Origin of the sequence: Amazonocrinis nigriterrae CENA67 (genome assembly GCF_016056305.1) — a bacterium.
Classification (GTDB): domain Bacteria; phylum Cyanobacteriota; class Cyanobacteriia; order Cyanobacteriales; family Nostocaceae; genus Amazonocrinis; species Amazonocrinis nigriterrae.
In genome coordinates this window covers 94,204-120,477 of record NZ_JAECZC010000108.1, presented here as the reverse complement: position 1 = coordinate 120,477, position 26,274 = coordinate 94,204, and the positions used below count along the sequence as shown (strand labels likewise).

15 protein-coding genes are annotated in these 26,274 nt (G+C 41.1%); 9 read left to right on the top strand and 6 right to left on the bottom strand.

Translation table 11 applies throughout. The annotated features are described in order from the left end of the window. Positions 1 to 4: 4 nt before the first annotated feature. Positions 5 to 2,929: a CHAT domain-containing protein gene (locus tag I8748_RS33270; protein WP_214662864.1), complete on the top strand. Its 2,925-nt coding sequence runs from the start codon at positions 5 to 7 to the stop codon at positions 2,927 to 2,929. Positions 2,930 to 3,016: 87 nt separating this feature from the next. Further along, positions 3,017 to 3,775, top strand: coding sequence for a DUF928 domain-containing protein (locus tag I8748_RS33265; RefSeq protein ID WP_198128735.1), 759 nt, complete (start codon positions 3,017 to 3,019; stop codon positions 3,773 to 3,775). On the opposite strand, the gene I8748_RS33260 is transcribed toward I8748_RS33265, so the two are convergent. After that, positions 3,753 to 6,482: a CHASE2 domain-containing protein gene (locus I8748_RS33260; protein WP_198128734.1), complete on the bottom strand. Its 2,730-nt coding sequence runs from the start codon at positions 6,480 to 6,482 to the stop codon at positions 3,753 to 3,755. The genes I8748_RS33265 and I8748_RS33260 overlap by 23 nt on opposite strands. Before the next feature lie 424 nt (positions 6,483 to 6,906). Between I8748_RS33260 and I8748_RS33255 the strand changes: the two genes are divergently transcribed. From I8748_RS33255 to I8748_RS33240, 4 genes are all read left to right on the top strand, one after another. After that, a complete protein-coding gene (locus I8748_RS33255) occupies positions 6,907 to 7,881 on the top strand; it encodes a hypothetical protein (RefSeq protein ID WP_198128733.1) in 975 nt (324 codons plus the stop codon). 595 nt (positions 7,882 to 8,476) lie between these two features. Next, on the top strand, positions 8,477 to 10,618 hold the full coding sequence (locus tag I8748_RS33250; RefSeq protein WP_198128732.1) for a PAS domain-containing sensor histidine kinase: 2,142 nt from the start codon (positions 8,477 to 8,479) through the stop codon (positions 10,616 to 10,618). 424 nt (positions 10,619 to 11,042) lie between these two features. Next, the gene (locus tag I8748_RS33245) at positions 11,043 to 11,984 is read left to right on the top strand and encodes an N-acetylmuramoyl-L-alanine amidase (protein ID WP_198128731.1); all 942 of its coding nucleotides are present in this window, start codon (positions 11,043 to 11,045) and stop codon (positions 11,982 to 11,984) included. A 271-nt stretch (positions 11,985 to 12,255) separates the two neighbouring features. Then, positions 12,256 to 12,630 carry a VOC family protein gene (locus I8748_RS33240; protein WP_198128787.1) on the top strand — a complete coding sequence of 125 codons (375 nt, stop codon included), beginning with the start codon at positions 12,256 to 12,258 and terminating at the stop codon, positions 12,628 to 12,630. A gap of 196 nt (positions 12,631 to 12,826) precedes the next feature. Here the strand turns inward: I8748_RS33240 and uvrA are convergent, their stop codons facing one another. After that, entirely contained in the window at positions 12,827 to 15,763 is a 2,937-nt protein-coding gene (gene uvrA, locus I8748_RS33235; protein ID WP_198128786.1) for an excinuclease ABC subunit UvrA, read from the bottom strand. Positions 15,764 to 16,129: 366 nt separating this feature from the next. Here uvrA and recA point away from each other — a divergent pair, with 366 nt between their 5' ends. Further along, entirely contained in the window at positions 16,130 to 17,206 is a 1,077-nt protein-coding gene (gene recA, locus I8748_RS33230; protein WP_198128730.1) for a recombinase RecA, read from the top strand. Positions 17,207 to 17,483: 277 nt separating this feature from the next. On the opposite strand, the gene I8748_RS33225 is transcribed toward recA, so the two are convergent. The 3 genes from I8748_RS33225 to hemL all read right to left on the bottom strand — a co-directional run bounded on the left by I8748_RS33225 (position 17,484) and on the right by hemL (position 22,412). Beyond that, entirely contained in the window at positions 17,484 to 18,269 is a 786-nt protein-coding gene (locus tag I8748_RS33225; RefSeq protein ID WP_225896633.1) for an FHA domain-containing protein, read from the bottom strand. Positions 18,270 to 18,830: 561 nt separating this feature from the next. Beyond that, entirely contained in the window at positions 18,831 to 20,450 is a 1,620-nt protein-coding gene (locus I8748_RS33220; RefSeq protein ID WP_198128729.1) for a serine/threonine-protein kinase, read from the bottom strand. Between the two features lie 663 nt (positions 20,451 to 21,113). Next, on the bottom strand, positions 21,114 to 22,412 hold the full coding sequence (gene hemL, locus I8748_RS33215) for a glutamate-1-semialdehyde 2,1-aminomutase (RefSeq protein WP_198128728.1): 1,299 nt from the start codon (positions 22,410 to 22,412) through the stop codon (positions 21,114 to 21,116). 118 nt (positions 22,413 to 22,530) lie between these two features. Here hemL and I8748_RS33210 point away from each other — a divergent pair, with 118 nt between their 5' ends. Together I8748_RS33210 and hisIE are read left to right on the top strand one after the other, a co-directional pair. Further along, positions 22,531 to 22,725 carry a ChaB family protein gene (locus I8748_RS33210; RefSeq protein ID WP_198128727.1) on the top strand — a complete coding sequence of 65 codons (195 nt, stop codon included), beginning with the start codon at positions 22,531 to 22,533 and terminating at the stop codon, positions 22,723 to 22,725. Between the two features lie 189 nt (positions 22,726 to 22,914). Further along, the gene (gene hisIE, locus I8748_RS33205) at positions 22,915 to 23,565 is read left to right on the top strand and encodes a bifunctional phosphoribosyl-AMP cyclohydrolase/phosphoribosyl-ATP diphosphatase HisIE (protein ID WP_198128726.1); all 651 of its coding nucleotides are present in this window, start codon (positions 22,915 to 22,917) and stop codon (positions 23,563 to 23,565) included. A gap of 118 nt (positions 23,566 to 23,683) precedes the next feature. On the opposite strand, the gene I8748_RS33200 is transcribed toward hisIE, so the two are convergent. Beyond that, complete coding sequence (locus I8748_RS33200; RefSeq protein ID WP_198128725.1) at positions 23,684 to 25,603, bottom strand: iron uptake porin; 1,920 nt, start codon at positions 25,601 to 25,603, stop codon at positions 23,684 to 23,686. Positions 25,604 to 26,274 lie beyond the last annotated feature (671 nt).

The window sequence follows — 26,274 nt, the reverse complement described above, 5'->3', positions numbered from 1 at the left end:
AAATATGCATAAAAAACAGCAGAGATGGCGATCGCGCAAAACAAGATTTTTCTTACAAATTAGCCGTCACAAACCTAGATACTATAGTAGTCAAGTGCGATCGCTAATCCTTGCAGTTCTCTTATTTTTCTTGTCTGTGGGAGGAGTGCTATTTACTACCCATGTTTGGGCATCAACTGCCATTGTGCTAACTCCACAACAGCCTTTGCAGTTGGTAGAACAAGGCAAAATGCTTTACCAAAACAGACAATTTGAGTCAGCCCTAAAGGTTTGGGAACAAGTTGCTGCGGCTTTTGCAGCGCGAGATGATAAACTTAACCAAGCGATGGCGTTGAGCAATCTTTCCCTGACCGCTCAACAACTCGGAAAATGGGAGCAAGCAAAACAAGCGATCGCTACTAGCTTAAATATCCTACAAACACAGCCAGAAACATCAGCAAAATTGCAAATCCTCAGTTCTACATTGGACATCCAAGGACAGTTGCAATTAGCAGTGGGAGAATCACAAGCAGCCTTAGCAACTTGGCAACAAGCAGCTGAAATTTATCAAAATATCGGCAATCAAAATGGTGCAATTAGAAGCCAGATTAACCAAGCTCAAGCTATGCAAGATTTGGGTCTTTATCCTAGGGCTTGCAAGACTTTATTAAAAGCTTTAGAGCTTGAACATCAAAAATGCCAAATTACAAAAGAACAATTGCAAACCTTAAAAGAAAGAATTAGCAACAAAAAAGATTCCTTTTCTTTAGATATCTTGGCTTTGCGTAGTCTCGGCAATGTTTTGCGATTTGTGAGTCAACTTGAACAATCGCAGATGGTCTTACTTACAGCTGGACAATTAGCTCAACAATCAGGAGATTCGCAGAATTTTGCTGCTATTTATCTGAGTTTAGGCAATATAGCGCGAGCCTTGGCTATTAGAAAAATACAGTTAGAAACGCCAAGGCAACAAGCGGTACTCACAGAATCTCTAGACTGTATGCAAGCAGCCATTACAGCTAATGCTGCCCAATTATATCAACAGGCAACTACTTGCTATCGGCAGGCTGAATTATCTATTTCATCAGAGATTAAAAGACAAGCACAATTGAATCGATTCAGTCTGTTGGTACAAACTCAACAATGGTCTGAAGTACCAAAATTGCTGTCTGACATTCAAACAAGTTTCAATAATTTACCAGCTAGTCATTCAACTGTCTATGCTGAAATTAAATTTGCTCAAAGTTTGATGTGTTTGCAATCAAGACTGAGTGAAAATTCATCAAATAATCTGTCTCCGATTCTACAACTATGTAGTTTCACCAAAAATCCACCTACAAGCATTGGTGCGAAAAGTCTTGAATCTGCAACAATTCCCTCATGGGCAAAAATTGGGCAAATTTTACAAACTGCTCTCAACCAAGCTCAACAATTGGGAGATAAGCAAGCACAAGCTGATGTGCGTGGTTATCTAGGGGGAATTTACCAGCAAATGGGTAAATTAGCACAAGCACAACAATTAACTGAACAAGCTTTACAACAGAAATCTGCTTTTAATAATTCCAGTATCACCTATCTTTGGCAATGGCAACTGGGACGGATTTACCAAACTCAACAAGACCAAAAAAGCGCATTGCAAGCTTATACCTTAGCCTATGAAACTCTTCAATCTTTGCGTCAGGACTTGGTTGGTATTAACCCAGAAATTCAATTTACTTTTCGTGACAGTGTAGAACCAGTTTATCGAGAGTTGGTCAATTTACTGTTACAACCTGTTGGTTCTCAACAGATAAACCAAACAGAAATTAGTCAGGAGAATCTGCAAAAAGCTCGTGATGTTATAGAAGCACTCCAACTAGCAGAATTAACTAACTTTTTTCGAGAAGCTTGTGTTACTAGCCAACCGCAACCAATTGACCAGTTAGACCCTAATGCTGCTGTCATATATTCGGTTATCTTACCAAATCGCCTGGCTCTGATTTTGTCTCGACCGCAAAAGCCTTTAAAATACCATGCAACTCCTCTAGTATCTGATTCTCAGCCAGGGAAAACAGGGGAAGTTGAACGCGTCTTTGATGATATGTTCACCAGCTTAAATCCTTATATCTCTGACTCAAACTCACTACGGGCGCGAGAAATTCTTTACGAATGGTTAATCCGTCCAGTTGAAGCAGAATTGCAAAAAGATAACGTTAAAACTTTAGTGTTTGTACTAGATGGAGTGTTGCGGGGAGTACCCATGTCAGCACTTTATGATCATCAAAATCAGAAGTATCTGATTGAAAAATATAACCTAGCTTTGAGTCCAGGATTGCAGCTGTTGTATTCACGTTCCCTTTCCCCAAATAAATTGCAAACTTTAGCAGGAGGTTTGGCTGAAGCTCGTCAAGGGTTTTCCAAATTGCCAGGAGTGGAAGAGGAAGTGCGGGACATTGCAGAGATAGTTCCCACAGAAGTTCTCTTAAACCAAGAATTTACCCGCAAACGCATAAAAGAGCAAATCGATAATGTACCTTTCCCCATTGTTCACTTGGCAACTCACGGTCAGTTTTCTTCCCAAGTTGAAAATACCTTTTTGTTAACGTGGGATGGTCGGATCAATGTTAAAGAATTAGATGAATTATTGCAAGCACGCGATCGCCCCGGTCGCAGTCCTTTAGAATTGTTAATTTTGAGTGCTTGCCAAACCGCCGCCGGTGATCAGCGGGCGGTTCTGGGACTAGCAGGGGTGGCGGTGCGTTCAGGGGCACGTAGTACATTAGCAACACTGTGGTCAGTACAAGATGAATCTACAGTTGAACTGATGAACAAGTTCTATTCCGAATTAAACCAACCTGGAGTAACTAAAGCTGTTGCACTTCGGACTGCTCAGTTGTTCTTGTTGCGATCGCCAAAATATCGTCATCCTTATTACTGGGCACCATTTGTCTTAGTCGGTAATTGGTTGTAAGTTGCAAGTAATTTGCTGTATTTTCGGAATTGAGAACTGTTAACTAGTATTACCTTAAGGATCTCTGACTTTACCGAAAGATAACCGATGTTAAATAGTCAACAGTTGATTTATTTAATTGCCGTAGGGTCGTTTCTTATAGGGACGCAACCAACAATTGCCCAATCAACTGCAAATATTCCAACGCCGACTAATCGGTCAAAACCCCAGCAGATAATATTCAAACCACCACCAAATGACGGGAAGCCAAAAACTACATCATCAGCAGGGTCGCGTCGTGATTGGCAATGTCCTCAAGATGCAACATCAACCACCCCAGCCAACCAGACCCCTATCATGGCTCTTGTTCCTGCTGATAGTAACTACGGGTTGACTATAGCAGAGCATCCAACATTTTTAGTGTATCTGCCACAAACATCTGCCAAGCAAGTAGTCTTAAGCTTGATGACCGAAGATAATCAACTGCATTCCCAAACTTTCATTCCTATTCAAGGTGAACCTGGTATTATTAGCATCAAATCAGCAGATAGCTCTCCCCCTTTGGAAGTAGGGAAAAATTATCAGTGGGTTTTGGTGTTGGTATGTGGGGAAAAACCTAGCCCTAATGACCCGGTAATTAGTTCCTGGGTACGCCGTGTGGCTTTACCTCATCCCCAAAATCATCAGAAGACAGCTTTGGAACAGGTAGATGCTTACAGTGAAGCAGGAATTTGGTATGATGCTGCCATTACTCTGGCGCAAATCAAAAACACTCAGCCTAACAATCAAGCCATAGCAGATATCTGGACTAACTTTCTCAAGTCTGTAGGGCTAGAAGCGATCGCTACTCAACCGCTACGATTGTAGAAGTGGCGATCTGTTTTTCTTGCAACTGCTGTTTAATCAAAGCCTGATGCTCTTGACTTTCTGACTGCTTGAGGTATTCAATTGCAATTGCTCCAGCAAGGGGATGATCTTGACGCATTTCTAAAAGCAGTGCTAAGGTTCGATGAAATTGCAGTCTTTCAATTTGGTTGTGAGTGACAAGCATTAGAGCGACTGCTGATCCCAAAAGCGCCAGCAGTGAGGGAGTAACGGGTAACCACCAACCTAACCAAAAGGCTAAAAAGCCAATTCCCACAAGCCCACCACTAGCAAGGGTGATACTAATAGCGATCGCAATTGTAGACTTCAACTGTCGGCTAATCACTGCTCCTAATCCCGCCCAAAGTAAAATCCACAGCCATTCTAGGGGGTCTTGCCAAACATGCAGTAAAGGTCTACCATCAATAGCTGCACTAATGATTTGACTGATAATATTGGCATGAACACTCACCCCAGGCATCGGTTGGGAAGAACTAAATAGACCACTGCTGTAGGGCGTATAAAATACATCTTTAATGCTTTCAGCAGTCGTGCCAATCAGAATTAGGCGATCGCGTAAACTATCAGGGGGGATGCGGTTTTTCAATACATCTCTCAAAGGAAAGGTAACAAAATTTTCCTGATTACCTCTAAAATTGAGCAAAATTTGATAACCTCCAGCGTCCGCATGGATGTAGCCGCCGTCATTGCCCAAAAACCGCTCAATAACTGCTTTACCCCAACGTAACCTTTGACGTTGGGGGTCGTTGTCAATTAATTCTGGGTTTATCCTTTCAGACTTGAGATAGTGTTGCGCCAACTTCAACGCCAAACTGTAGCGCACTTCATTTTTCGAGAGGTCTACTGATAATAATGCACGACGTATTTTGCCATCTGCATCTAATATTTGATCAGCAAAACCTACTCTTTCTGGGTTGAGAGTGGGAGGAGGCGCAACGGTATTAATGTTACTTCCCACGATTTTTTCAATTCCATATAAATTAGAAGTTGATTGGAAGATGTTAACTAAGTTTTGATGCCCAGGTTCTACAGGCAAATCTCGATAAATATCTAAACCAATTGCTCTAGGTTTTTGGGCTTTAATATTGGCAATTGCCTCAGCTAAAACTTGATCGGGGATAGGCCACTTTCCTACCTTTTTGATATCTTGTTCATCAATAGTAACAATCGCTATCCGCAAGTCTTGTGACTCTGGCAAGCGCCAGCGAAAAAACTGATCAAGCATATTCCACTCGCCACCTTGCAACAGTCCAGCAAAGCGTAGTAGCAGAATCGGTGCAGTCACGCCTATAGCAATCCGTGGTATCCAACCCCAGCCAATTCGCTGCTGCAAAACTTCTTGTTTGGCTTGTTGTCTGGCTTGGACTAAAAGTTGATTGGCATGTGCTAGTGTTTGTAGTGAGTTTTGCGCTTGGCGTTTGGCTAAGTCTTGACTTGCGACTAAAAATTGATAATCTAAATTGCCAAGGCTTTTACCCAATGCCCAAGCTAAAGCATCTTGTAAAGCTTGTCCTCGCAATAGATAGGATTCATCTTGACAAGCTGAGGCTGACCAAGCTGCGATCGCTTCTGCATAAGGTCGCAACTGTGCTAATTTACTGTCAACCCAACTTTGGTTAAACACAGCTTCGTAAATGCGGTTATATACCTTGAGCTTGCCTTGTCGTTCGACTACTAAACCTGACAGTCGTAGTTCGATTTGTTCAGGAGTACCATCGGCAGGAATTTCTCCATGCTGTAAAATTTGCTGGTATAACTCTAATAACCTAGCTGTACGTTTTTCATTTCTGTACAAGATGCGATCGCGAATTGTCCGCAAATGCTCAGGTTCATCCTGGGATTCCCAATTTTCAACAATACGCGATTTTACCACTTGCTCAACCAATGAAAATCTTTGAGCAGTTGACTCCAAAACTATAAACTGACACAGTTTTTGTGTAAGAAACGGTTGTCCACTTGTCCATTCTAGTATCTGCATTAAAACCGTTTCGGGGTTGGTCACTCTGCCTTTCAAACCATCTATTAATGGTTGCACTTCATCAGGCTGAAATCCTTGCATTTCAATTGCCTTGCCAATATTAAATGGTGTCTGGGTCTTATCTTGAATTAATTCATTAGGATTTGCTACCCCCAATAGGGCAAAAGTCAAACGCCTATATTCATCACAAACTTCTCGTTGCTGCAAGAAAAATTTCATTAAAGCAAAAAAATCATCCAATGAGAAATTCTGACTCAAAACTCGATCAATTTCATCAATAAAAATAACTATATTTTGCTTCACCTCTACTAATACTACTTCTGCAATAAATTGGTTCAAACACTGCACCGATGAAAGCAAATCCCGCCGCTCACGCCACCAAGTCCGCCATTGAATTTTTGAGTTCAGTTGGCAACCACTTACCAAAGATTGAACAATCCCTGCATACCACTTTTCCGGCGTTACATCTTGCGTACCCATCCCTGTCAGGTCAATAAAAACACAGATTATCCCTTCTGCTTGCAGCTTTTGCATAGTCCGTACTCGCAAGCTAGACTTACCCATCTGTCGTGAGTTCAGCACATAACAAAACTGACCCGCTTTTAACCCTTCATAAAATTCTGAATCGGCTTGTCGTTTCACATAGCTAGGAGCGCTACTTTCAAGACTACCTCCAATTTGATATTCAAAGTTTGACTGAGCTGCTGTCATCAAGGCTATCCTTTACAAAGCGAGAAGAAAAACATAACGATGAATGGGTTTATATTGTTGGCATTTTATATTGAATTAGGTTCACTTAATTAAAAAGTAATTTCTCTATCATAAACTGATTCATTGTATTGACTTAATTTTAAGTTAAAAAACCGACTTTTTCATATTTTTACCTAAGTTTTTACCATTTTGTATCCAATTTTTCCATATTTTTTATATTTTTCACAAGTTTTTCATTTATAAATATCCGATATTTTCATATTTTAATTTTCTATGAAAATTAGCAATATATTTACTATTAATTCATTTTGTGATGACCTCTAATAGCAATTGTATATACATTGCTATCCTCAAGCTATTAGTAATTATGGCTGCTTTATTTTTGTTTGTATTTTTTCATGATTGATTTAGGATTCCTATACCTATGCGTACTCATCTTCTTGCAACAATTCTTGGGTTAACCACAGTTTCCCTGTGTACATCTTTACGTGTTCAAGCTGCAACTTTCGACTACGATCAACTGAAAAATATTTCATCACGACCAATAAACTCTAATAATCGCCTAACTTTTTCTGGAGACCCATTTCAAAACCAGGGATATACAGTTTTCTCTAATTTAAATCCCACTTCCCTAGACTCCGGTCATCCAGTTATCAGCCTAAATGGAGTGGGTAAGGCTCCTTATTACGTGACTGGTCGTCAGGGAAGTCCAGAAGTACCTCCTAGTGGTGCTACTAGAGCGACAAGTGCGACTGAAATCGCTGGCTTCCCTACATTTAGTAACTACCTAAAAAATAATGGAATTTTGCTAGATAGTGTTGGCTTTGGCTTTGGTCAAAAGAGTGACCATGATTTTATTAAAACGTGGAATTTGGGAGATGATATTCTCGGCAAAGATTGGTTTGGTAGTCCCAATTCCAATATTGAGGAAAAAATTTATAAAGCTAATCCAGATGATGTTGAAGTGTTTCTTACTTTTGGTACACAAAAGATAGTCAGTTTCGGATATTCGGATATTTATGCAGCTATAAATTACGGTTCTACAACATCAGTTTCTGATGATAGTGACGTTGCTTTTACCGATCCAATTACAGCCACGAAGGTGACTGGACTAGATCCAGTTGGGGATGCTTTAGCTAATGCTTTCTTACAAGATGTTGCTGTCGGTGGTGGTAAAATCCAGCTAGTTCACGAAGAATACCAACCTGACGAAACTAATTTTATTCTCGGAAATGGATTTGGTGGAATAAATCTTCGATTTGGAGCTTCTATACAAGTCGTCAGACCTACAACAGTACCCGAACCTTCTTCTGCATTGGGCTTCTTAATGTTTGGAGCATTGAATGCAATTTATTGTCTCAAAAGAAACAAAAAAACAGATGAAAGGGAGGTGTTGTAACAACAATTCTTTGTCAACTTGTATTTGATAGATTCTCCTTTGGTATTAGCATAACTTAGTGAATTAGTCGTCTTTGGCGGATTTATCGCCAGAGACGACTATTGAGATGTTCTAATCGCTTCATTAATGGCGGTTATGTGTTGTGGTTTTGTGTTGACCTTGTATTCTTTGACAAATATTAATGCCTATGGCGACCTGAAGTGCGATCGCCATCAATAATATTCTTAAATCTTAAATATTTTTAAAAAAACCATTGGCAAGAATGGGTTAAATAGGTTACTGGTTCCGCTGTTGACCCTATACTTCCTGTACTAAATGTCCATTCCTTATTACTCCTGACTGGAATAGGTAAATAAACTCCACAGTAGACCTCTGGAAGAGATAGAGTGAGAGAGGGTAGGAAAAGGAAGACTTAGCCGTCCAAGACAGTAACCTTTTGATCACTTTGCCTCTAAGTACTCTCGCTATACTCTAAAATAAGGAAACACTCACCAGTCACTAATTTAATTTTATCGGGGGGGTAAAATGTTACATTAATTAAAAAATAGGGAATATTAATTAATAAGTATACAAATTTATTAGTCATATAGACAGGATGAAACCTCAACCACAAGCCATTCAATACGGTAATCATTGTTCTGTCAATCAGATATTGGAACTTGACCAAACCAGTAAAAATTGTCAAGAATTAGAGCATCAACTTTTAGAGCAAAACTTGAAACATTTGCAAGACAAGCTGTTGTTACTAATACAACACAATCCTTTGCCGATAATTGAGTGGAATGCAGCCTTTGAGGTCACACAATGGAATCCGGCGGCTGAAAAATTGTTTGGATACAGCAAAAGTGAAGTACTCGGTTGTCAGCTGACAGAACTAATTGTGCCAGCAAGTGATAGGGCACAAGTTAGCAAAATCATGGAGTTACTCATTGAACAGAAACTAGAAGGTAACAATCTCACTAAGAATCTAACCAAAAATGGAAAGATTATTATTTGTGAGTGGAGTAATACTCCTATGACTAACCTTGATGGCAAAGTAATTAGCATTGTTTCAACAGTGCAGGACGTGACGAAAGTAAAGTCGTTTGAAACTGCCTTGCGTGAAAACGAAAAGACCTATCAGCAAATCCTTGATGCGATTACTGATATGGTACTGGTTAAAGGTGCTAAATCTCGGATTATTTGGGCTAACAAAGCATTCCGTGATTATTACGGTATGAGCGATGAGCAACTCCGAGACATAATTGATGCGCCCTTCAACGAGCCTGACAATACTCTCCAATACATCAAAGATGATGTTTACGTATTTGAAACTGGACAAACCCTAGAAATTCCCCAAGAGCCATCAACTCGCTATGATGGCGAAGTACGCCTATTTCATACAATTAAATCTGCAATCCGTAACGAACAAGGTCAAGTGGTAATGACAGTTGGCGTATCTCGTGATATTTGCGAACGTCAGCAAGCACAAAAAGAACAGGCAAAGTTACTAGCAATTCTAGAAGCATCGCCAGACTTTATTAGCACCTCTGACTTAACTGGGCAAGTTCTCTACTTTAATCAAGCCGCTCGGAGAATGTTGGGTCTTTTGGAAGAAGAATCTTTGGGGGACAGAAATTTATCCCAAAATCATCCCAGTTGGGCAAACGAGATTATCCAAAATCAGGGATTACCAGAATCAGTAAAATTAGGTAATTGGGTGGGAGAAACGGCTCTTTTGGGAGCAGATGGACGAGAAATTCCCCTTTCCCAACTGATCATTGCTCACAAATCACCTGAAGGTGAGGTTGAGTATTTCTCTACCATCGCAAGGGATATCAGCGAACTTAAAGCTGTTGAAGAAGCTCTGCGACAAAAAGCGCAAGATTTGGAGGTAACCCTCAAAGAACTCCAATGCACCCAAGCTCATCTCATCCAAAGCGAAAAAATGTCTTCTGTCGGTCAATTGGTTGCTGGAGTTGCTCACGAAATCAACAATCCTACAAGTTTTATCTACAGCAACATTCAGCCAGCCAACCAATACATCCACGATTTACTGGAGTTGGTTGAGCTTTATCAAGAACATTATCCCAATCCTGTAAAAGCCATTCAAGAACACATAGAAGCCATTGATCTGGAATTTCTCATGTCAGATCTGCCGAAATTACTCTCCTCTATGAAAATGGGTGCAGACCGGATTAAACAAATTGTTCTCTCTTTGCGAAACTTCTCCCGTATGGATGAAGCAGAGTGCAAAGCTGTAGATATTCATTCAGGTATTGACAGCACTTTAGTAATTCTAGAACATCGTCTCAAAGCACAACATAATCGTCCAGCAATTGAAATCATCAAGGAATATGGCAATCTGCCTCTAGTAGAATGCTACCCAGGACAGCTTAATCAAGTTTTCATGAACATTTTAGTTAATGCTTTAGATGCACTAGAACAACGAGATCAAGAGCGGTCTATGGAACAGATGGGACAAACACCTAGTAGCATCCGTATTCATACCCAAGTAACTGAGACAAACAACGTTGTAATTAAGTTTACTGATAATGGCCCAGGAATACCAGAAAATGTACTCAAACGCTTGTTTGATCCCTTCTTCACAACTAAGGCAGTGGGAATAGGTACGGGGTTAGGACTATCAATTAGCTACCAAATTATAGTGGACAAGCATAAGGGAAAACTTACTTGTCTGTCGATACCAGGACAGGGGGCTGAATTTCAATTTGAAATTCCTATTAATTTAACTTAACTAGGAGGTCAAAGCGTCATTGGCACAGGGTGTAGGGTGTGGGAAACCCGTCCAACGCAGTGGCTTACCATGAGCGACAGTCGCGCATGGTTTCCCGACTTTGACGTTCCTACCTCGCTACCGCTTCGCGCTTCGCCGCGACCCGTTGAAATTTTTGTAGTTCATAACTATTTGCTTTTACAAAAAGTTATTATTTTAATAATGCTTATAATTAGTTTATTGAAAGTAACTTCAAAAATTAGTAATTTCTTACTAATTTAGATAAAAATACTTAAAAATATTTTTTAATTACAATATAAACTAAATAATTGAGATTTTGTCACAGACAATATGTGAATTAAATTTGGGTTAATTAATATTAACCAAACTGCATATGTCAAGCTGGGAAAGCCTAAAAAAATTGTAAAAATTTGAGGATTGGCAGATGAGATATGGAATTGATATTGGGCATAATTGTCCTCCAGACACAGGCGCTAGAGGGCTAAGATTTGAAGACAATCTCACCTTAGAGGTGGGTAACAAAGTTATAGCTAAGTTAAAAGATTTGGGGCATGAAGTCATAGCATGTAAGCCAGATGCAGCTAACACAGTCAGAGATTCACTGGCACAAAGGTGCAATAAAGCGAATGCTAGCGGAGTGGAAGTGTTTGTTTCAATACATTTTAATTGCTTTAATGGACAAGCCAATGGCACAGAAGTATATGCAACTAGTGAGACTGGTAGAAAAATCGCAAAACCTGTATTAGATGAAATCGTTAAATTAGGATTTTTTAATAGGGGTGTTAAGAGTGGTACTCACTTATTTGTCTTGAGAAATACAAACATGCCTGCGATTCTGATAGAAAATTGCTTCCTCGATTCGTCAAAAGATATGAAACTATATGATAGCGAAGCACTTGCTAATGCGATCGTCAAAGGTTTAACTGGGAAATTGCCTAGTACTCCTGTTTCCCCTGTCCCAGATGATGAACAAAATACAGATACCACTACCCTGAGATTGCAAAAAGCTTTAAATCGACTAAAAATAACTGATAAAGCAGGTAAACCTTTGGTAGAAGACAATATCGCGGGCGAGATAACAAAATCAGCAATAGAAAAATTTCAAAATATTGTCGGAATTCAAGCAACTGGAGTGGCTGAGGAAACCACATGGAATGCAATTAATTTGATTTTGGCGAAACGTATCATCAGACTCAACCATGCTGGCGGTACAGTTGTTAGATACCTACAATACCGTGTAGGTGTTGAACTTGATGGTGTCTATGGGCCTCAGACAGAAGCAGCGATTAAGACATTTCAAAGACAGAATGGTTTACTTGCCGATGGGATTGTAGGAGGAATAACCTGGCAAAAATTAATCGGTTAGTTTGATTAAAAAAGTGTGAAGTATAAAGGATGAAGTGGCAAATTATCATTACATAGCTCAAGAGCAAGTAAAGTGAAAAAAACACACTTGATGGTATTTATACTTGGCTCTTTAGAATCAAGGTAGAGTCATTTCATACTTTATACTTTATACTTCAGCTTGAATGTCTGTCAGTTGTCAAGAGGCAGGAGTGAAGAATTATTTATCATCCCCTCCATCTCCCTATTCCCTGCCTAATTCCAACGAAAAAGATTTACCCTGCTTACTTAGTATGGCTTTCGACTATCAAGACGCACTCGTTACCATAGCATCTGTTAAATTTGATAATTTAGTAAATTTCTATACCGATTTACTTGGGAAAAAACCAGCCAGTTTCATACCAAATGTGTATGCTGAGTTTCAGCTTCCTGGTGTGCGATTAGGTATTTTTCAACCCAAAAAAATACACGAGTCAGAATTTGAAAACTCAGCTAAAAGTAAGCTAAGTTTGTGTTTAGAAGTGAGTAACTTGGAAGATGCGATCGCACACCTGACTAACTTAGGTTATCCTCCACCAGGAGAAATATCGATTGCTTCCCACGGCAGAGAAATTTACGCCTACGACCCCGATGGTAATCGTCTGATTATACATCAAACTAATACTTGAAATGTAGAAAAATTCACTTTTTCTATACTTATGGCAACGGTACAGTAGACCTCTTGCAAAAGTGCTTTTTGCAAGAGCTGGGAAAAGGGAAAAGGTTAAAGGGGAAAGAGAAAATACCAAACCTTTCCCCCTTTCCCCTTCCCCTTTTCCCGACTTATGCAAGAAGTCTAGTAGCGATCGCATATTGGCGTAACTATCAACTTGCTTTAGTAGTTGCTTGTGGTGGATACTGCTGCAATACCTGTTGCAAATATTGCCCAGTATATGACCTGGGATTCTTTGCAACTTCCTCCGGCGTACCCACAGCAATGACTTCTCCCCCTTTATCACCACCTTCAGGCCCCAAATCTATCACCCAATCAGAACAACGAATCACATCTAAATTGTGTTCAATCACTAAAATGGAATTACCTTTATCCACCAAACGTTGCAACACATCCAACAATTTATGAACATCATAAAAAGATAAACCAGTCGTCGGTTCATCTATTAAATAAAGCGTCTTACCTGTAGCCCGCCTCGATAATTCTGTCGCTAATTTCACCCGCTGTGCTTCCCCACCAGATAAAGTAGTTGCAGGTTGACCAAGTTGAATATAACCCAAACCCACATCTAATAAAGTTTGCAAACGGGCGACAGCTTTGGGAATGTTTTGAAAAAATTCTAAACTCTCCTCAACTGTCATGTTGAGAACATCAGAAATAGACTTATCTTTATATTTAACTTGCAAAGTTTCACGGTTATATCTTGCACCTTTACAAACTTCGCATTGCACATAAACATCTGGCAGAAAGTTCATTTCAATGACATTCACGCCTTGTCCACTACAAGCTTCGCAACGTCCACCTTTGACATTAAAAGAAAATTGTCCGGGTTTATAACCTCTGGCTTTCGCTTCCACTGTTTGCGAAAATACATCCCGAATCGCATCAAAAATGCCTGTGTAAGTTGCAGGGTTAGAACGTGGCGTGCGTCCTATGGGCGATTGGTCAATGACAATTGCTTTATCAACAGCACTTAATCCTTGTATTGCATCTAAATCTTTGGGTAAAGGTACTTTTTTAGTTAAATGGTGTTGCAGTGATGGATAAAGTAATTCATTAATTAAGGTTGATTTCCCAGAACCAGAAACACCAGTTACAGAGACAAGTTTACCGAGTGGTATTTCTATATCTATATTTTTTAAATTGTTACGATGAGCGTTTTTAATTATTAAACTTCGCCCATTTCCTTCTCGGCGTTCGGCTGGAGTATTAATTACCCTTCTTCCTGATAAATATGCACCAGTCAAGGATTTTTCTGCTGTTAATAATGCTTGTAAATCACCTTGAGCAATAATATGTCCACCGTGAATTCCTGCACCAGGCCCAATATCAACAATGTGGTTGGCTGCACGAATGGTTTCTTCATCATGCTCAACCACAATTAATGTATTACCTAAATCGCGCAATTTAGTTAAAGTTTTCAGTAGCCTGCCATTATCTCGTTGATGCAAACCAATACTTGGTTCATCTAAAACGTAAAGAACTCCTGTTAAGCCAGAACCAATTTGTGTTGCTAGACGAATTCGTTGGGCTTCGCCACCAGAAAGAGTCATGGCGGGACGGTCAAGGGTGAGATAATCTAAGCCGACATCCAACAAAAATTGCAATCTGGCTTTGATTTCTCGCAATACTAAATCGGCAATTTGAAACTGGCGATCGCTCAACTTTAACTGATCAATTCTCTGCCGACAATCTCGAATCGATACCCCAGTCAAATCTAAAATTTTATACTGTCCCAATCTCACCGCTAAAGCTTCCGGTTTTAACCGTTTGCCTTGACATACTTCACAGGGCTGGTCAATTAAATACTGCTCTAATTTTTGCTTAATTAATTCCGAACCACCATCATACTGCCGTTGCAATATGGGAATTACACCTTTATAATTTTGGGTTTTTTGTGCTTTATTTCCTTCCTCTTTTTCTCCGTACAGAATAATTTGCTGCTGTAACTCTGTCAGGTTTTTCCAATTAATCTGCAACTCAAATCCGTGAGCCTGGCCTAAACTGTAAAGTAATTCCAGATAATATGAATTATCCTTTTCTGACCAAGGCGCGATCGCAGCATAAACTGGCGCTTCTGGGTCAGGTACCACCAAATCCGGCGAAAATCTTCTTAAAGTCCCAATACCATGACAATGGGGACAAGCACCATAAGGTGAGTTAAATGAGAACAAGCGCGGTGATAATTCTTCCATCACCGCCCCATGTTCTGGACAAGCAAAGTTTTCAGAAAATACTAATTCTTGTTCGTTGTCAGTTGTCAGTTGTTGGTTGTCAGTTGCTTGTTGATTATCACTACTGACAACTGACGACTGACTAATAACTATGTTTGCAATACCACTCGACTGTTTTAAACACGTAGACAGAGAATCGACTAAACGCTCCTGAATACCAGCTTTTTTCACCAAACGGTCAATTACCACTTCAATAGTGTGAGTAAAATTTTTATCCAATTCAATGGAATCTGACAATTCTCGCACTTCGCCATCGACGCGCACACGTACAAAACCTTGGGATGCCAGACTGGATAATAACTTGCGGTGAGTCCCTTTTTTACCCCGAACAACGGGCGCGAGGATTTGAAAACGGGTACGGTCTGGTAATTCCATGATGCGATCAACCATTTCATCAATGGTCTGAGGGGAAATACAGCGATCGCATATGGGACAATGGGGTTCACCCGCCCGCCCAAACAACAGCCGCAGATAGTCATAAATTTCCGTTACCGTGCCTACAGTCGAACGCGGGTTATGGGAGGTAGACTTTTGATCAATGGAAATCGCCGGACTTAATCCTTCAATAGCCTCCACGTCCGGCTTATCTAATTGTCCTAAAAATTGCCGTGCATAAGCGCTGAGGGATTCCACGTAGCGACGTTGCCCTTCAGCGAAAATTGTGTCAAACGCCAGGGAAGACTTACCCGAACCAGAAACGCCAGTAAACACAATCAAGCGATCGCGTGGCAATTCCAAGTCAATATTTTTCAGATTATGCTGCCTAGCACCCCGAATCCGGATGGTATTCAGGTTATTTTGGCCCGAGTGGGGAACATGCCCATTTAAAGATGCTGCTAGCTGTTGGTCTGACATATTAACTGGCTGAAAGGGAGTTTCCTGTGAAACAGTCCTTAATAATACTATCTTTAATTGGTTTATAGTAGAACAAGAGTACTGTTTAACATCGCCATACCCTAGATTCATGCCGCAGACATCCTCCCTTGTCTGCCAAATTGGCAGCATCCGTTTTAAATATCCTTCTCAAGGTAAAGGCAATACGGTTTGGATTATCATGGTGCAAGGCTACCCCAATCAGCTAGGGATTGGGTTACGATCTTGTCACACTTTCTTTTTGATTTGAGAATTCATATTGCAGAATTTTCTGGCTAAAATAGTATATCTGTTCTACTCAAAACTCCAAAACCAACACTCCTTAAATCCATATACTTAGAGGCAGGAATGGCTATCAACACCGATACTTCTGGCAAGCAAAAAGCGCTGAATATGGTACTCAACCAGATTGAGCGTAGCTTCGGTAAGGGAGCAATCATGCGCTTAGGCGATGCTACCCGGATGCGGGTGGAGACGATTTCCAGTGGCGCACTCACCCTGGATTTGGCGCTGGGTGGTGGTTTACCCAAGGGACGGGTGATTGAGATTTATGGCCCGGAAAGTTCCGGTAAAACTACAGTAGCCCTACATGCGATCGCAGAAGTGCAACGAGAAGGTGGTATTGCTGCCTTTGTTGATGCTGAACACGCCCTTGATCCCACTTATGCCGCAGCATTGGGTGTAGATATTGAAAATCTCCTGGTTTCCCAGCCTGACACAGGCGAAGCGGCTTTGGAAATTGTCGATCAGCTTGTTCGCTCCGCAGCCGTTGATATTGTAGTTATTGACTCGGTAGCAGCACTAGTTCCCCGCGCTGAAATTGAAGGGGATATGGGTGATGCCCACGTTGGTCTGCAAGCGCGATTAATGAGCCAAGCTTTACGTAAAATTACTGGCAATATCGGTAAATCTGGTTGCACAGTAATTTTTATTAACCAGTTGCGGCAAAAAATTGGTGTCACCTACGGTAGCCCAGAAACTACAACTGGTGGTAACGCATTGAAGTTTTATGCTTCAGTACGCTTAGACATTCGCCGGATTCAAACCTTGAAAAAAGGAACAGATGAATTTGGTAACCGTGTCAAAGTCAAAGTTGCTAAAAATAAAGTAGCACCGCCTTTTAGAGTGGCAGAATTTGACATTATTTTTGGCAAGGGAGTTTCAACTTTGGGCTGTCTTGTAGATTTAGCAGAAGAAACTGGCATCATTATTCGCAAAGGTGCTTGGTATAGTTACAACGGTGATAACATCTCCCAAGGACGAGACAACGCTATCAAATATCTAGAAGAAAAGCCGGAATTTGCTGAACAAATTAAGCAACTAGTACGTGAAAAGCTAGATAAGGGCGCTGTTGTTTCTGCTAACTCCGTAGCGAAGACTAGTGAAGATGAAGAGGAAGAAGAGGAATTAGAGGAAGAAGAATAACATCAAGGAGACTTCAAGAAATATTATCTGAGTTGAAGTTGTTGACAGATGACAGATGACTGTTGACTGTCAGCAACTAATAACTATAAAAAGGATATTTGTTATTTGCAAGTCTTTAAATGCTATTAAGTAAAAAGATTACCCCAAATGGAGGTAATCTTTTTGTATTTTGATTTAGATTTTTCTAAGTGGATTATACCAATTCTTTAAAATCCAGCAATACATTCAAACCCGGAAACCCAAATGTGTTATGGATTTATTAATTACGAATTACGAATTACGAATTAGTATTAGATGGTATTGATCTCTTGAAAAAGCGATCTAAAATTTCTGATTGCTGTTGAGTATTCAAGCTGCCATGTCCATCATCTAACTTCTTAATTAAGCTGAGTTCTCTATAAATCTCTACATTGTTATCTACATTTTCCGAGCGAGCTTTTTGTGACTTGACAACTGCACTGAGTGTTTCATCTATACCACCATCTACTCTAGGCGCAAGCTGCATCAGTAACTCCATTGCTACAGTCGGTAAAATACGGCTGGAATAACTCAAGAAAAAATCAAAAGTCATATTGCCTAGGCGGATGCGATCGCCATCTTTGAGTTTCTGCGGCTGATAAGTGCGTTGACCGTTGACAAAAGAGCCATTGGTACTTTTGAAATCGATTAAGTAAAATCCCTGATTCTGAATATATTGAATAGCAGCGTGGCGACGAGACAGATATTGATCGGCAATGTAGATGCCATTGTTGCGATCGCGACCTATTGTCCAAATCTGCTGCGGTTGTCGTAAAGCTTGCGTCTGATTGTTGCACAAGTTAGTGTTCACATACACAGCAGAACCATCCACTACACCCTGTAGATAATGTCCCTTCACCAGAGTTAACTGGCTATCTGGGTTTTCCAGCTGAAGGATTTCATCTAGAAGCGTACTATGGTGTTCATACAACTTCAGGAATACTTGATATAAACTTAATCGCCGTTTTAATTCCTTATCTTGAGACTCAGCTATCATCGCTAATTCTTTCACATTCCATAAATTTGACTTGCTGATTTCGGTCATCGTGAATCTCTCATCTCAGCCCATAATCAGGGATAATTGCCTTTTGACTCGCCGCTATCACTATGGGCAATTGAGCGGCTGTGAGCGTTCGACTTTTCAACTTTAGAGTAAGAATTTTTCACCAGTATTTAAAGCCATAAATATAATCAAACATGTTTATAAAATAATTAATGTGTTAGTTTGTTTTTTATTGTAAAGTATCGTACTAAGTTTTTAACAGATGGCAATTATTAAGAATATTGTTAAATATTCTTAACGTTAATTAGAAGAAATTTATTGGCAAAATTAAACAACAATAGTAGAACTACTTAGCTCCAGAAAATCATACTGGCTAGTTGCGATCGCACCAAAATAGATCAATGCCGAAATATTAACACAACAGTTTGAATTGCTGTATTCACAAGAGGTTGCTATGGTAGCAATTTCTCAATTTCAATAAGTAGGAGGCAGAAGGCAGGAGGCAGCAAGTAAAAACCTAGTGATGAGCAGGTTTTTCTAGTTGTCATCTGACATCTAATTATGTCCATCTACTTAGTAAAATTTCCACTTTCATTTCTCACATCACAATAATCCTCGTTTACCATTAGGACGTACTGTCATCCAATTAGTTTTTGCCAGTGCTAGCTGTTCATCAGAAATCTTGGCACCACTGAGATTAGCACCACACAAATTAGCACCCCGAAGATTAGCATTGCTGAGATAAGCATGGCTGAGGTCTGCTCCTCTGAGGTCTGCTCCTTCTAAATCAGCATGGTTGAAGTAAGCTTTGCTTAAATTAGCGTCCTTGAGATTTGCTTTAGTCAGACTGGCTCTACCAAAGTCACTATTGTGGAGATTAGCTCCTTGCAGATTAGTACTTTGCAATTGAGCAGAATGGAAATTGGTTTCGGATAAGTCAACACCTTGGAGGTTTAGCAGATTTAAATTGTGTAGGGCAAAATCTCGTCTACCCTTGAGATAAGCTGTGAGTAAAGTTTGGGTATCTAATTTACGCCCAATTTTAGATTGTTGAGGCTGTGAAGCAGTACTATTACTGTTAGGCAAAGACGTAGATTTAGCAGCGGTAGCTCCCTGACGTAATCCTCTAGGATCTGATCCAGCTGCTTCTGTAAGCTTAGCTCGTCTGGCTCGAATTGCTGCTGCTACCTGTGCAACTCCCATACCAGTATCAGCAGTAGCAGGATTACTCCATAAAACACCAGAATTTGCGTGCTGGTTGTGTGTTCGCTCCTTAACCTGATTATCAGATTTAACTAACAAGCCCTTAGCTAAACTTTCTAGATATGGTTCTATCTCTAAAGCTCTCAGTACATCTGTGGCTGCCTGGTAGCGATTGCGAACAGACACATCTAACATTTTCCGTAGCACATTAATCAAGTGGTCACTGACATGGACTAACCGCTCCCACATCATCTCGCCGGTTGTGGGATTGTAATCTATATCTTTAGGAGTTTTGCCAGTTAATAGATAAATGCATGTTACTCCCAATGCGTAAATATCACTAGCGTAGACTGGACGCATAGCCATTTGCTCTGGTGGTGCAAAACCAGGGGTACCAATTGCATATGCAGTTAGTGCCGTCTGGCCAAATTGGTTGTTTGTGGCTTGGGTGACTTGGTTTTTGACAGCACCAAAGTCAATGAGTACCATTCTGGCATCTTGAGTACGGCGAATTAAATTAGCTGGCTTAATATCGCGGTGAATTACCTTTTGTTCATGGATGTATTGCAGTAGTGGCAAAATCTCACTCAAGAATTGCTTGACTGCGGTTTCACTAAAGATTCCGTTAGCTTTCACCTCTTGTTGTAAGGTAGCGCCGCTAATGTATTCCTGAACTAAATAGAATTGTTCTTGCTCTTCAAAATAGTCCAGCAATCGCGGTACTTGAGGATGATTGCCAATCTTACCTAGAGTTTTGGCTTCTCGCTCAAACAGTTCTCGCGCCATCTGCAAGACGTGTGGCGCAGTTCCTGAAGGTCGTAGTTGCTTGATTACACAACTCGGTTCTCCTGGTAAGGCTTGGTCATGGGCTAAGAAAGTTGCGCCAAAGCCACCTTGACCTAATGGTTCGACTACCCGATAGCGATCGCGTAACAGTAGTCGTGAGCCACAAGACTGGCACCTTTGGCTATACGCCACATTTTCTGGATTTGGACAGATAGGATTTAAGCAGTAGCTCATGCACTGTCAACTCGCTGCACGAATAATCATAGAGAGTTTTATACTCTCTTCCAATTATTTAGCTCCAAATCAACTCTTACCAGGTTATTTTTGCTGGAAATCCTTTGAAGAGTTCCTAAAGGAAAACCAGGGTTACGTAAACTAATTTTCAAAATAAGATGATTTATTATACTGAGTCTTCCAATGGGCATCTCAGCTATTCTTACATTTGAATCTAACAAAACTAAAATTAATTGTTGCCCACCAGTACTAACATTTGTTGTATTATTTTATTTTTACTTATTAAGTATTTACACAACCTATTCAAAATTATACTTACTCTAGCTGTAGCTGGCGATCAAATTAACAACCCCGTCCAAATACTGGACGGGGTTGATCACAAAAGGGTAGGGGAGCAGGGAAGATGGGGTGATGAGGGAGAAATAACTCCTAACTCCTGTAGGGGTGGGTTTACCCGGCATATCTTGTTGCTACTTGAATTATGGCTAAACCCGCCCCTACAACTCCTAACTCAGCAACGCCACTTGCTACAACAGAGGGAACCTCCGCAACGCAGTGGCTCCTCAGCACTCAGCACTCAGCACTCCTCACTTAGCACTCAGCACTCAGCACTCCTCACTTAGCACTCAGCACTCAGCACTCAGCACTCAGCACTCAGCCCTTTTAAAGGCTAGACAATACATCGCGTGCAGCTGCTAGAGTCTGCTCAATGTCTTCTTCAGTGTGAGCCAAAGAGGTAAATCCAGCCTCAAACTGAGAAGGCGCTAGGTAAATACCGCGCTCTAACATAGCGCGATGGAAACGCCCAAATTTAGCTGTATCTGATTTTTTGGCATCTTCGTAGTTATGGACGGGGCCAGAAGTGAAGAATAAGCCGAACATGGCGCTGATCTGACCGCCACAGGCAGCATGACCAGTTTCTTGAGCAATTTGCAACAAACCGTCTGCTAACTTCTTAGTAATCCGGTCAAGATACTCGTAATTACCAGGCTTTTGCAGCAATTCCAGCGTTTTAATACCAGCAGTCATCGCTAGAGGATTACCTGAAAGAGTCCCAGCTTGATACACAGGGCCAGCAGGAGCAATCATTGACATGATATCCCGACGACCGCCATAGGCTCCCACTGGCAAACCGCCACCGATTACTTTGCCTAAAGTCGTCAAATCAGGTGTGATGCCAAATTTTTCTTGAGCGCCACCGTAGGCAATGCGGAAACCGGTCATTACTTCGTCAAATACGAGTAAGGCCCCATGCTCGTGGGTAAGCTCACGTAAACCTTCTAGAAAACCAGCATCGGGAGGAATAAACCCAGCGTTACCGACTACTGGCTCAAGAATGACACCTGCAATTTCGTCGCGGTTCTCTTCAAACAGGGCTTTGACGGCTTCCAAGTCGTTGTAAGGCGCGGTTAGTGTGCTGCTAGTTGCTGATTTCGGCACTCCCGGTGAATCAGGTAAGCCGAGTGTGGCAACACCAGAGCCTGCTTTAACCAAGAACATATCAGCGTGTCCGTGGTAGCAGCCTTCAAACTTGATGACTTTCTCCCGTTGGGTGAAAGCCCGCATCAGCCGCAAGACTGCCATACAAGCTTCAGTCCCAGAATTTACAAATCTTACCATTTCGATACTCTTAACGGCACCGATAACCATTTCTGCCAAGATATTTTCTAGGACTGAAGGCGCACCAAAACTAGTGCCTTTTTCTAGGGCTTCATGTAATGCAGCAATGACTTCTGGATGAGCGTGACCACAAATAGCTGGCCCCCAACTGCCCACATAGTCGATGTATTTGTTGCCATCTACATCCCAAATGTATGCGCCGTTAACGCGATCGAAAACTATCGGTTGTCCGCCCACAGATTTAAAAGCACGAACCGGAGAACTAACTCCTCCTGGCATAAGATTCTGGGCTGCGGTGAAAATTTCTTGTGATTTTGTTGTTTTAATCGTGGTATTTACCAAGGCTCTCTCCTAATAGTGGGCAATAAAAAAGCTCTATCTAAAGCTCTATCTTAGGATAGGGTTAAAAACTACTCAAAACTTTTATCTTATAAAATTAGCGGAACCAGGAAAATAAAAAATGTTATACAAGTCTAATGAAGACTTGCCTTTAGAGATTCGGACTCGATTATCTGAGGCATACCAGGATCTTTACCGGGCAGCTTTTAACTCAGCTATAGATTGGTATGGTGAAGCATCAAAGGCTCACAAAGTTGCTTTGAGTGCTGTAAAAATGCAGTCTGCGATGGACAAGAGCGTTTTTGTGTGGGGCTAGTGCGACTAAGCGGAATTAAAAATTAAAAAACTTTGTATTCCCAGGTAGTACCCTATTGTGCAGCCTATCTTTCATTTTGGTAGGGCTGTACTGAAAAATAGGTTGTTTTGCAAAAATCATCCCAGATGCCCTATTTAGAGTGGTATCGTGAAATGAAAGAATCATTCTCATTAGAGCAAATTAGCTGGTATGTTTTCTACTCACCTGCATTCATTGCACCACAGTATCCCTGTTGAAAAAATTCGCTACGATGAACGGGGTCTGGTGCCAGCAATTATTCAGGATTATCTCGACGGCACTGTCTTGATGATGGCGTGGATGAATCAGGAGTCATTACAAAAGACTTTGGAAACCGGAGAAACTGTTTTTTGGAGTCGTTCCCGTGAAGAGTTGTGGCATAAGGGGGCGACTTCTGGACATATTCAGAAAGTGCAGAGTATCCGTTATGACTGTGACAGTGATGCACTACTGATTGGGGTAGAGCAAGTGGGAGATATTGCTTGCCACACTGGTGAACGCAGTTGTTTTCATCAAATAGAAGGAAAAATTGCCCCACCACCAGGGGATACTTTGTCGCAATTGTTTCAGGTAATATGCGATCGCCGTGACAACCCAACAGAAAGTTCCTACACCTGTAAGTTACTGGCGGGTGGTGACAACAAGATTTTGAAAAAGCTAGGTGAAGAAACTGCTGAAGTGGTAATGGCTTTTAAGGATGATGAGCCAGACTCGATTGCAGGCGAAGTGGCAGACTTGCTATACCATACCCTCGTAGCTTTAGCCCATCATCAAGTTGATATCAAAGCAGTTTATCGCAAGTTGCAAGAACGGCGGAAATGAGAGCAGGGGAGCAGGGGAGATAGGGAGCAGGGGAGCAAGGGAGATGGGGAGATGGGGGAGAAATAACTCCTAACTCCTAACTCCTAACTCAGCACTCCTAACTCTTAACTCCCCTGGTTTAGAAAGTGAAGGTGGTACGGAGTACACCTACAGTTGTTGTATCGTTATTGCTGTTACCTTCAGGATTAAACAGGACAAATGCGCCCGGAGTAATGCTGATATTGTCACTTACCTTAAAGCGATAGTAAGCTTCCAGATGGTAAGGAACGGCTCTATTTGTATTCGCAGGCGCAAGCTGAGCCTGACCACTGGCATCGGTGCGATAAAGTGGTTGTCCAAAAATAATCCCAGCGTTGTTCCCCTGTTTGAGTAAATCGTTGAAATGAAGACCTACCATCCAACTGGTGAAGGTAGTGGAAGCGTCAACAGCACCAGAAGCATCATCCACAAAAAAGGCTGCACCATAGCCAGAAAAAGCAATCTTTGGGGAAAATCTCCAGGTTACAGTCCCGCCAACGGAGTTCAGTTTTACAGGTGTTCCCAAATTAAGACCTTGGCCTACCAAGGAGCCGATGTCACTACTGCTTAATCCTGTCCCCAAAATGTTGATCTCGTGATAACTGTTGGCATAGTTCAGACCAATATCTATGGAACTGGTTGGTTTAAAAGTCAATTGCGCTGCTACTACGCTACTACCTCCAAATACACCTGAACCCAAGGGTGTACCAGAAACTCCTGGCTGAATATCAGCACCTCGTTGAGGAATGTTAGCATTTGCGCTGCCGTACAAAGCCCTCAAATCCAGTTGTGGGGAAATCTGAAAAATAAAGCCAGCAGCAGATGCTAAACCATAACCAGAAGTACCACCGGAGACGCGTACCACAGGGTTCAAACTAGCAAAGCGAGAAATTGACTCTTGTCCTTCTCCATAAAAAGGAGTGATGGCAGGAAAAGCATCTGATACTTCAGCAGCAGTTCCAGCAAATAATGTTAATTTATCTGCGACTGGAAAAATGTAAAGCAGTTTGTAAAGCTGAAGAGAATTAGGATTGATTCCTGACAAAGTTTTGGCATCAACCCCAGGAAATTGAGGTTCAAAGCTAGTACGGGCACTGCTAGCACTAAGTAAATCTGATGATAATCCCAAACTATTTTGCAGGCTACCTTCACCAGTCACGCCACCCAAGAAATTGTAAGCTTGCAACCCAGTGATGAGTAAGTCTTTGCCTGTAAAGCTGGTGTTGAGATTTAACCGCACACGGTTTACCAGGATGATGTTGGGGTCGTTACCACCTCGAGCGCCACCCGTGGCACCGATCGCTGAGATAATTACTTCACCATTGAGTTTGGTAGTTGTGGAAAACTGATTCGCCTCTAATTCGGCTGTCCGCGCTTCCAAACTGTCCACCCGACCCCGCAGGGTTGCTAATTCAGCAGAAAATTCTTCTTGCAGTTTTTGCAAGGTGGTTAAATCTTCTTTTTTTACCAAATCACCGGTTGCTGTAGCAATTAGCTCGTTGACCCGATCTAAGCAGGCATTCAAACCAGCAGCAAATTCATAGCGAGTCATGGCACGGTTACCACGATAAACACCGCTTGGATACCCAGCTATACAACCGTAGCGTTCAACTAAAGATTGTAATGCTTGAAAAGCCCAATCTGTTGGCTGCACATCCGAGAGTTGCGATACTGATGTTACTTGCGCCAATGAGCTTGAAGACTCGGAAGTAGTTGGAGATGAGGAATCATCAGAAGCAAATACTGTCAAGTCAGTACTTTCTTGCTGATTATTAGCACTGAGAGAATCTTGGTTTTTGCTTTCAGTTGATGATGCTATTAATTCTGTGTTGCCAAAAAGCTTGTTGGAATTATTATTGCTTGTTTCATAACTATTATTAGTTGTAAAAACAGCGCTCTTTTCCGACAATTTTAGAGCTTGGGTTTTTTCAACCCTTGGTGTTGCTTGTACAGGCAATAATCCTGCGAGTAAGTATAGCAAACTTACTCCACTAACAGAAGCTAGTAGATTTACTTTCACGGTGTCTCCTCACAACAGCACAATTTGTCATCAATGGCTACATGAATTTCATGGCAACCCTTGAAATAGATAATGCATAAATATGCATTTTTTTAAACAGTTATTTCTTAGATAACTAGTTAAAGTTTAGTTAAGTCTACATATCAATTTACCATTACCACAGCAATCATTAATTACAAGTAAGATTGCTGAAGTGAATAATTAATAATAAAAAATATTAGTAAGTTTTATATAATCGATATGAAATTAACTTGACATTGAACACTGTTTAATGTATAGCTTTACACTCAACAGCAAAGAAAAGAGAATGACGGAATGAGGGAACAGAGGGCTTTAGGGCATCTTCTGGGGTTGGGGGCAATGGAGAAGCTGAGGCAAATAAGAAGAATAACTCTCGGCTTGTTGTATTAACGTGAGTTCGACAGATTTAAAAGACCCCTCTCCAAACCTCTCCCCTTTTAGGGGAGAGGCTTAAAAACCTTAATTTTTCGTTCTTTATCAAGAATGTTAGAGCCACCTCTTTGCGTCGGAGAGGGGTTGGGGAGAGGTTTATCGAACTCACGTTGTATTAGAGATATTTAGAAAGCATCAAGCCTGATGAGAACGTATTAGCATTGAAGATGGCACTACAGCGATCGCACAAAGCATCCTGTTGCCTAACTGAACTCCTG

Bases quoted from the DNA above. Each gene is read 5' to 3' on its own strand.
- I8748_RS33270 (WP_214662864.1), top strand. From the start codon at position 5: ATGCATAAAAAACAGCAGAGATGGCGATCGCGCAAAACAAGATTTTTC.
- I8748_RS33265 (WP_198128735.1), top strand. From the start codon at position 3,017: ATGTTAAATAGTCAACAGTTGATTTATTTAATTGCCGTAGGGTCGTTT.
- I8748_RS33260 (WP_198128734.1), bottom strand. From the start codon at position 6,482: ATGACAGCAGCTCAGTCAAACTTTGAATATCAAATTGGAGGTAGTCTT.
- I8748_RS33255 (WP_198128733.1), top strand. From the start codon at position 6,907: ATGCGTACTCATCTTCTTGCAACAATTCTTGGGTTAACCACAGTTTCC.
- I8748_RS33250 (WP_198128732.1), top strand. From the start codon at position 8,477: ATGAAACCTCAACCACAAGCCATTCAATACGGTAATCATTGTTCTGTC.
- I8748_RS33245 (WP_198128731.1), top strand. From the start codon at position 11,043: ATGAGATATGGAATTGATATTGGGCATAATTGTCCTCCAGACACAGGC.
- I8748_RS33240 (WP_198128787.1), top strand. From the start codon at position 12,256: ATGGCTTTCGACTATCAAGACGCACTCGTTACCATAGCATCTGTTAAA.
- uvrA (WP_198128786.1), bottom strand. From the start codon at position 15,763: ATGTCAGACCAACAGCTAGCAGCATCTTTAAATGGGCATGTTCCCCAC.
- recA (WP_198128730.1), top strand. From the start codon at position 16,130: ATGGCTATCAACACCGATACTTCTGGCAAGCAAAAAGCGCTGAATATG.
- I8748_RS33225 (WP_225896633.1), bottom strand. From the start codon at position 18,269: ATGACCGAAATCAGCAAGTCAAATTTATGGAATGTGAAAGAATTAGCG.
- I8748_RS33220 (WP_198128729.1), bottom strand. From the start codon at position 20,450: ATGAGCTACTGCTTAAATCCTATCTGTCCAAATCCAGAAAATGTGGCG.
- I8748_RS33210 (WP_198128727.1), top strand. From the start codon at position 22,531: ATGTTATACAAGTCTAATGAAGACTTGCCTTTAGAGATTCGGACTCGA.
- hisIE (WP_198128726.1), top strand. From the start codon at position 22,915: ATGTTTTCTACTCACCTGCATTCATTGCACCACAGTATCCCTGTTGAA.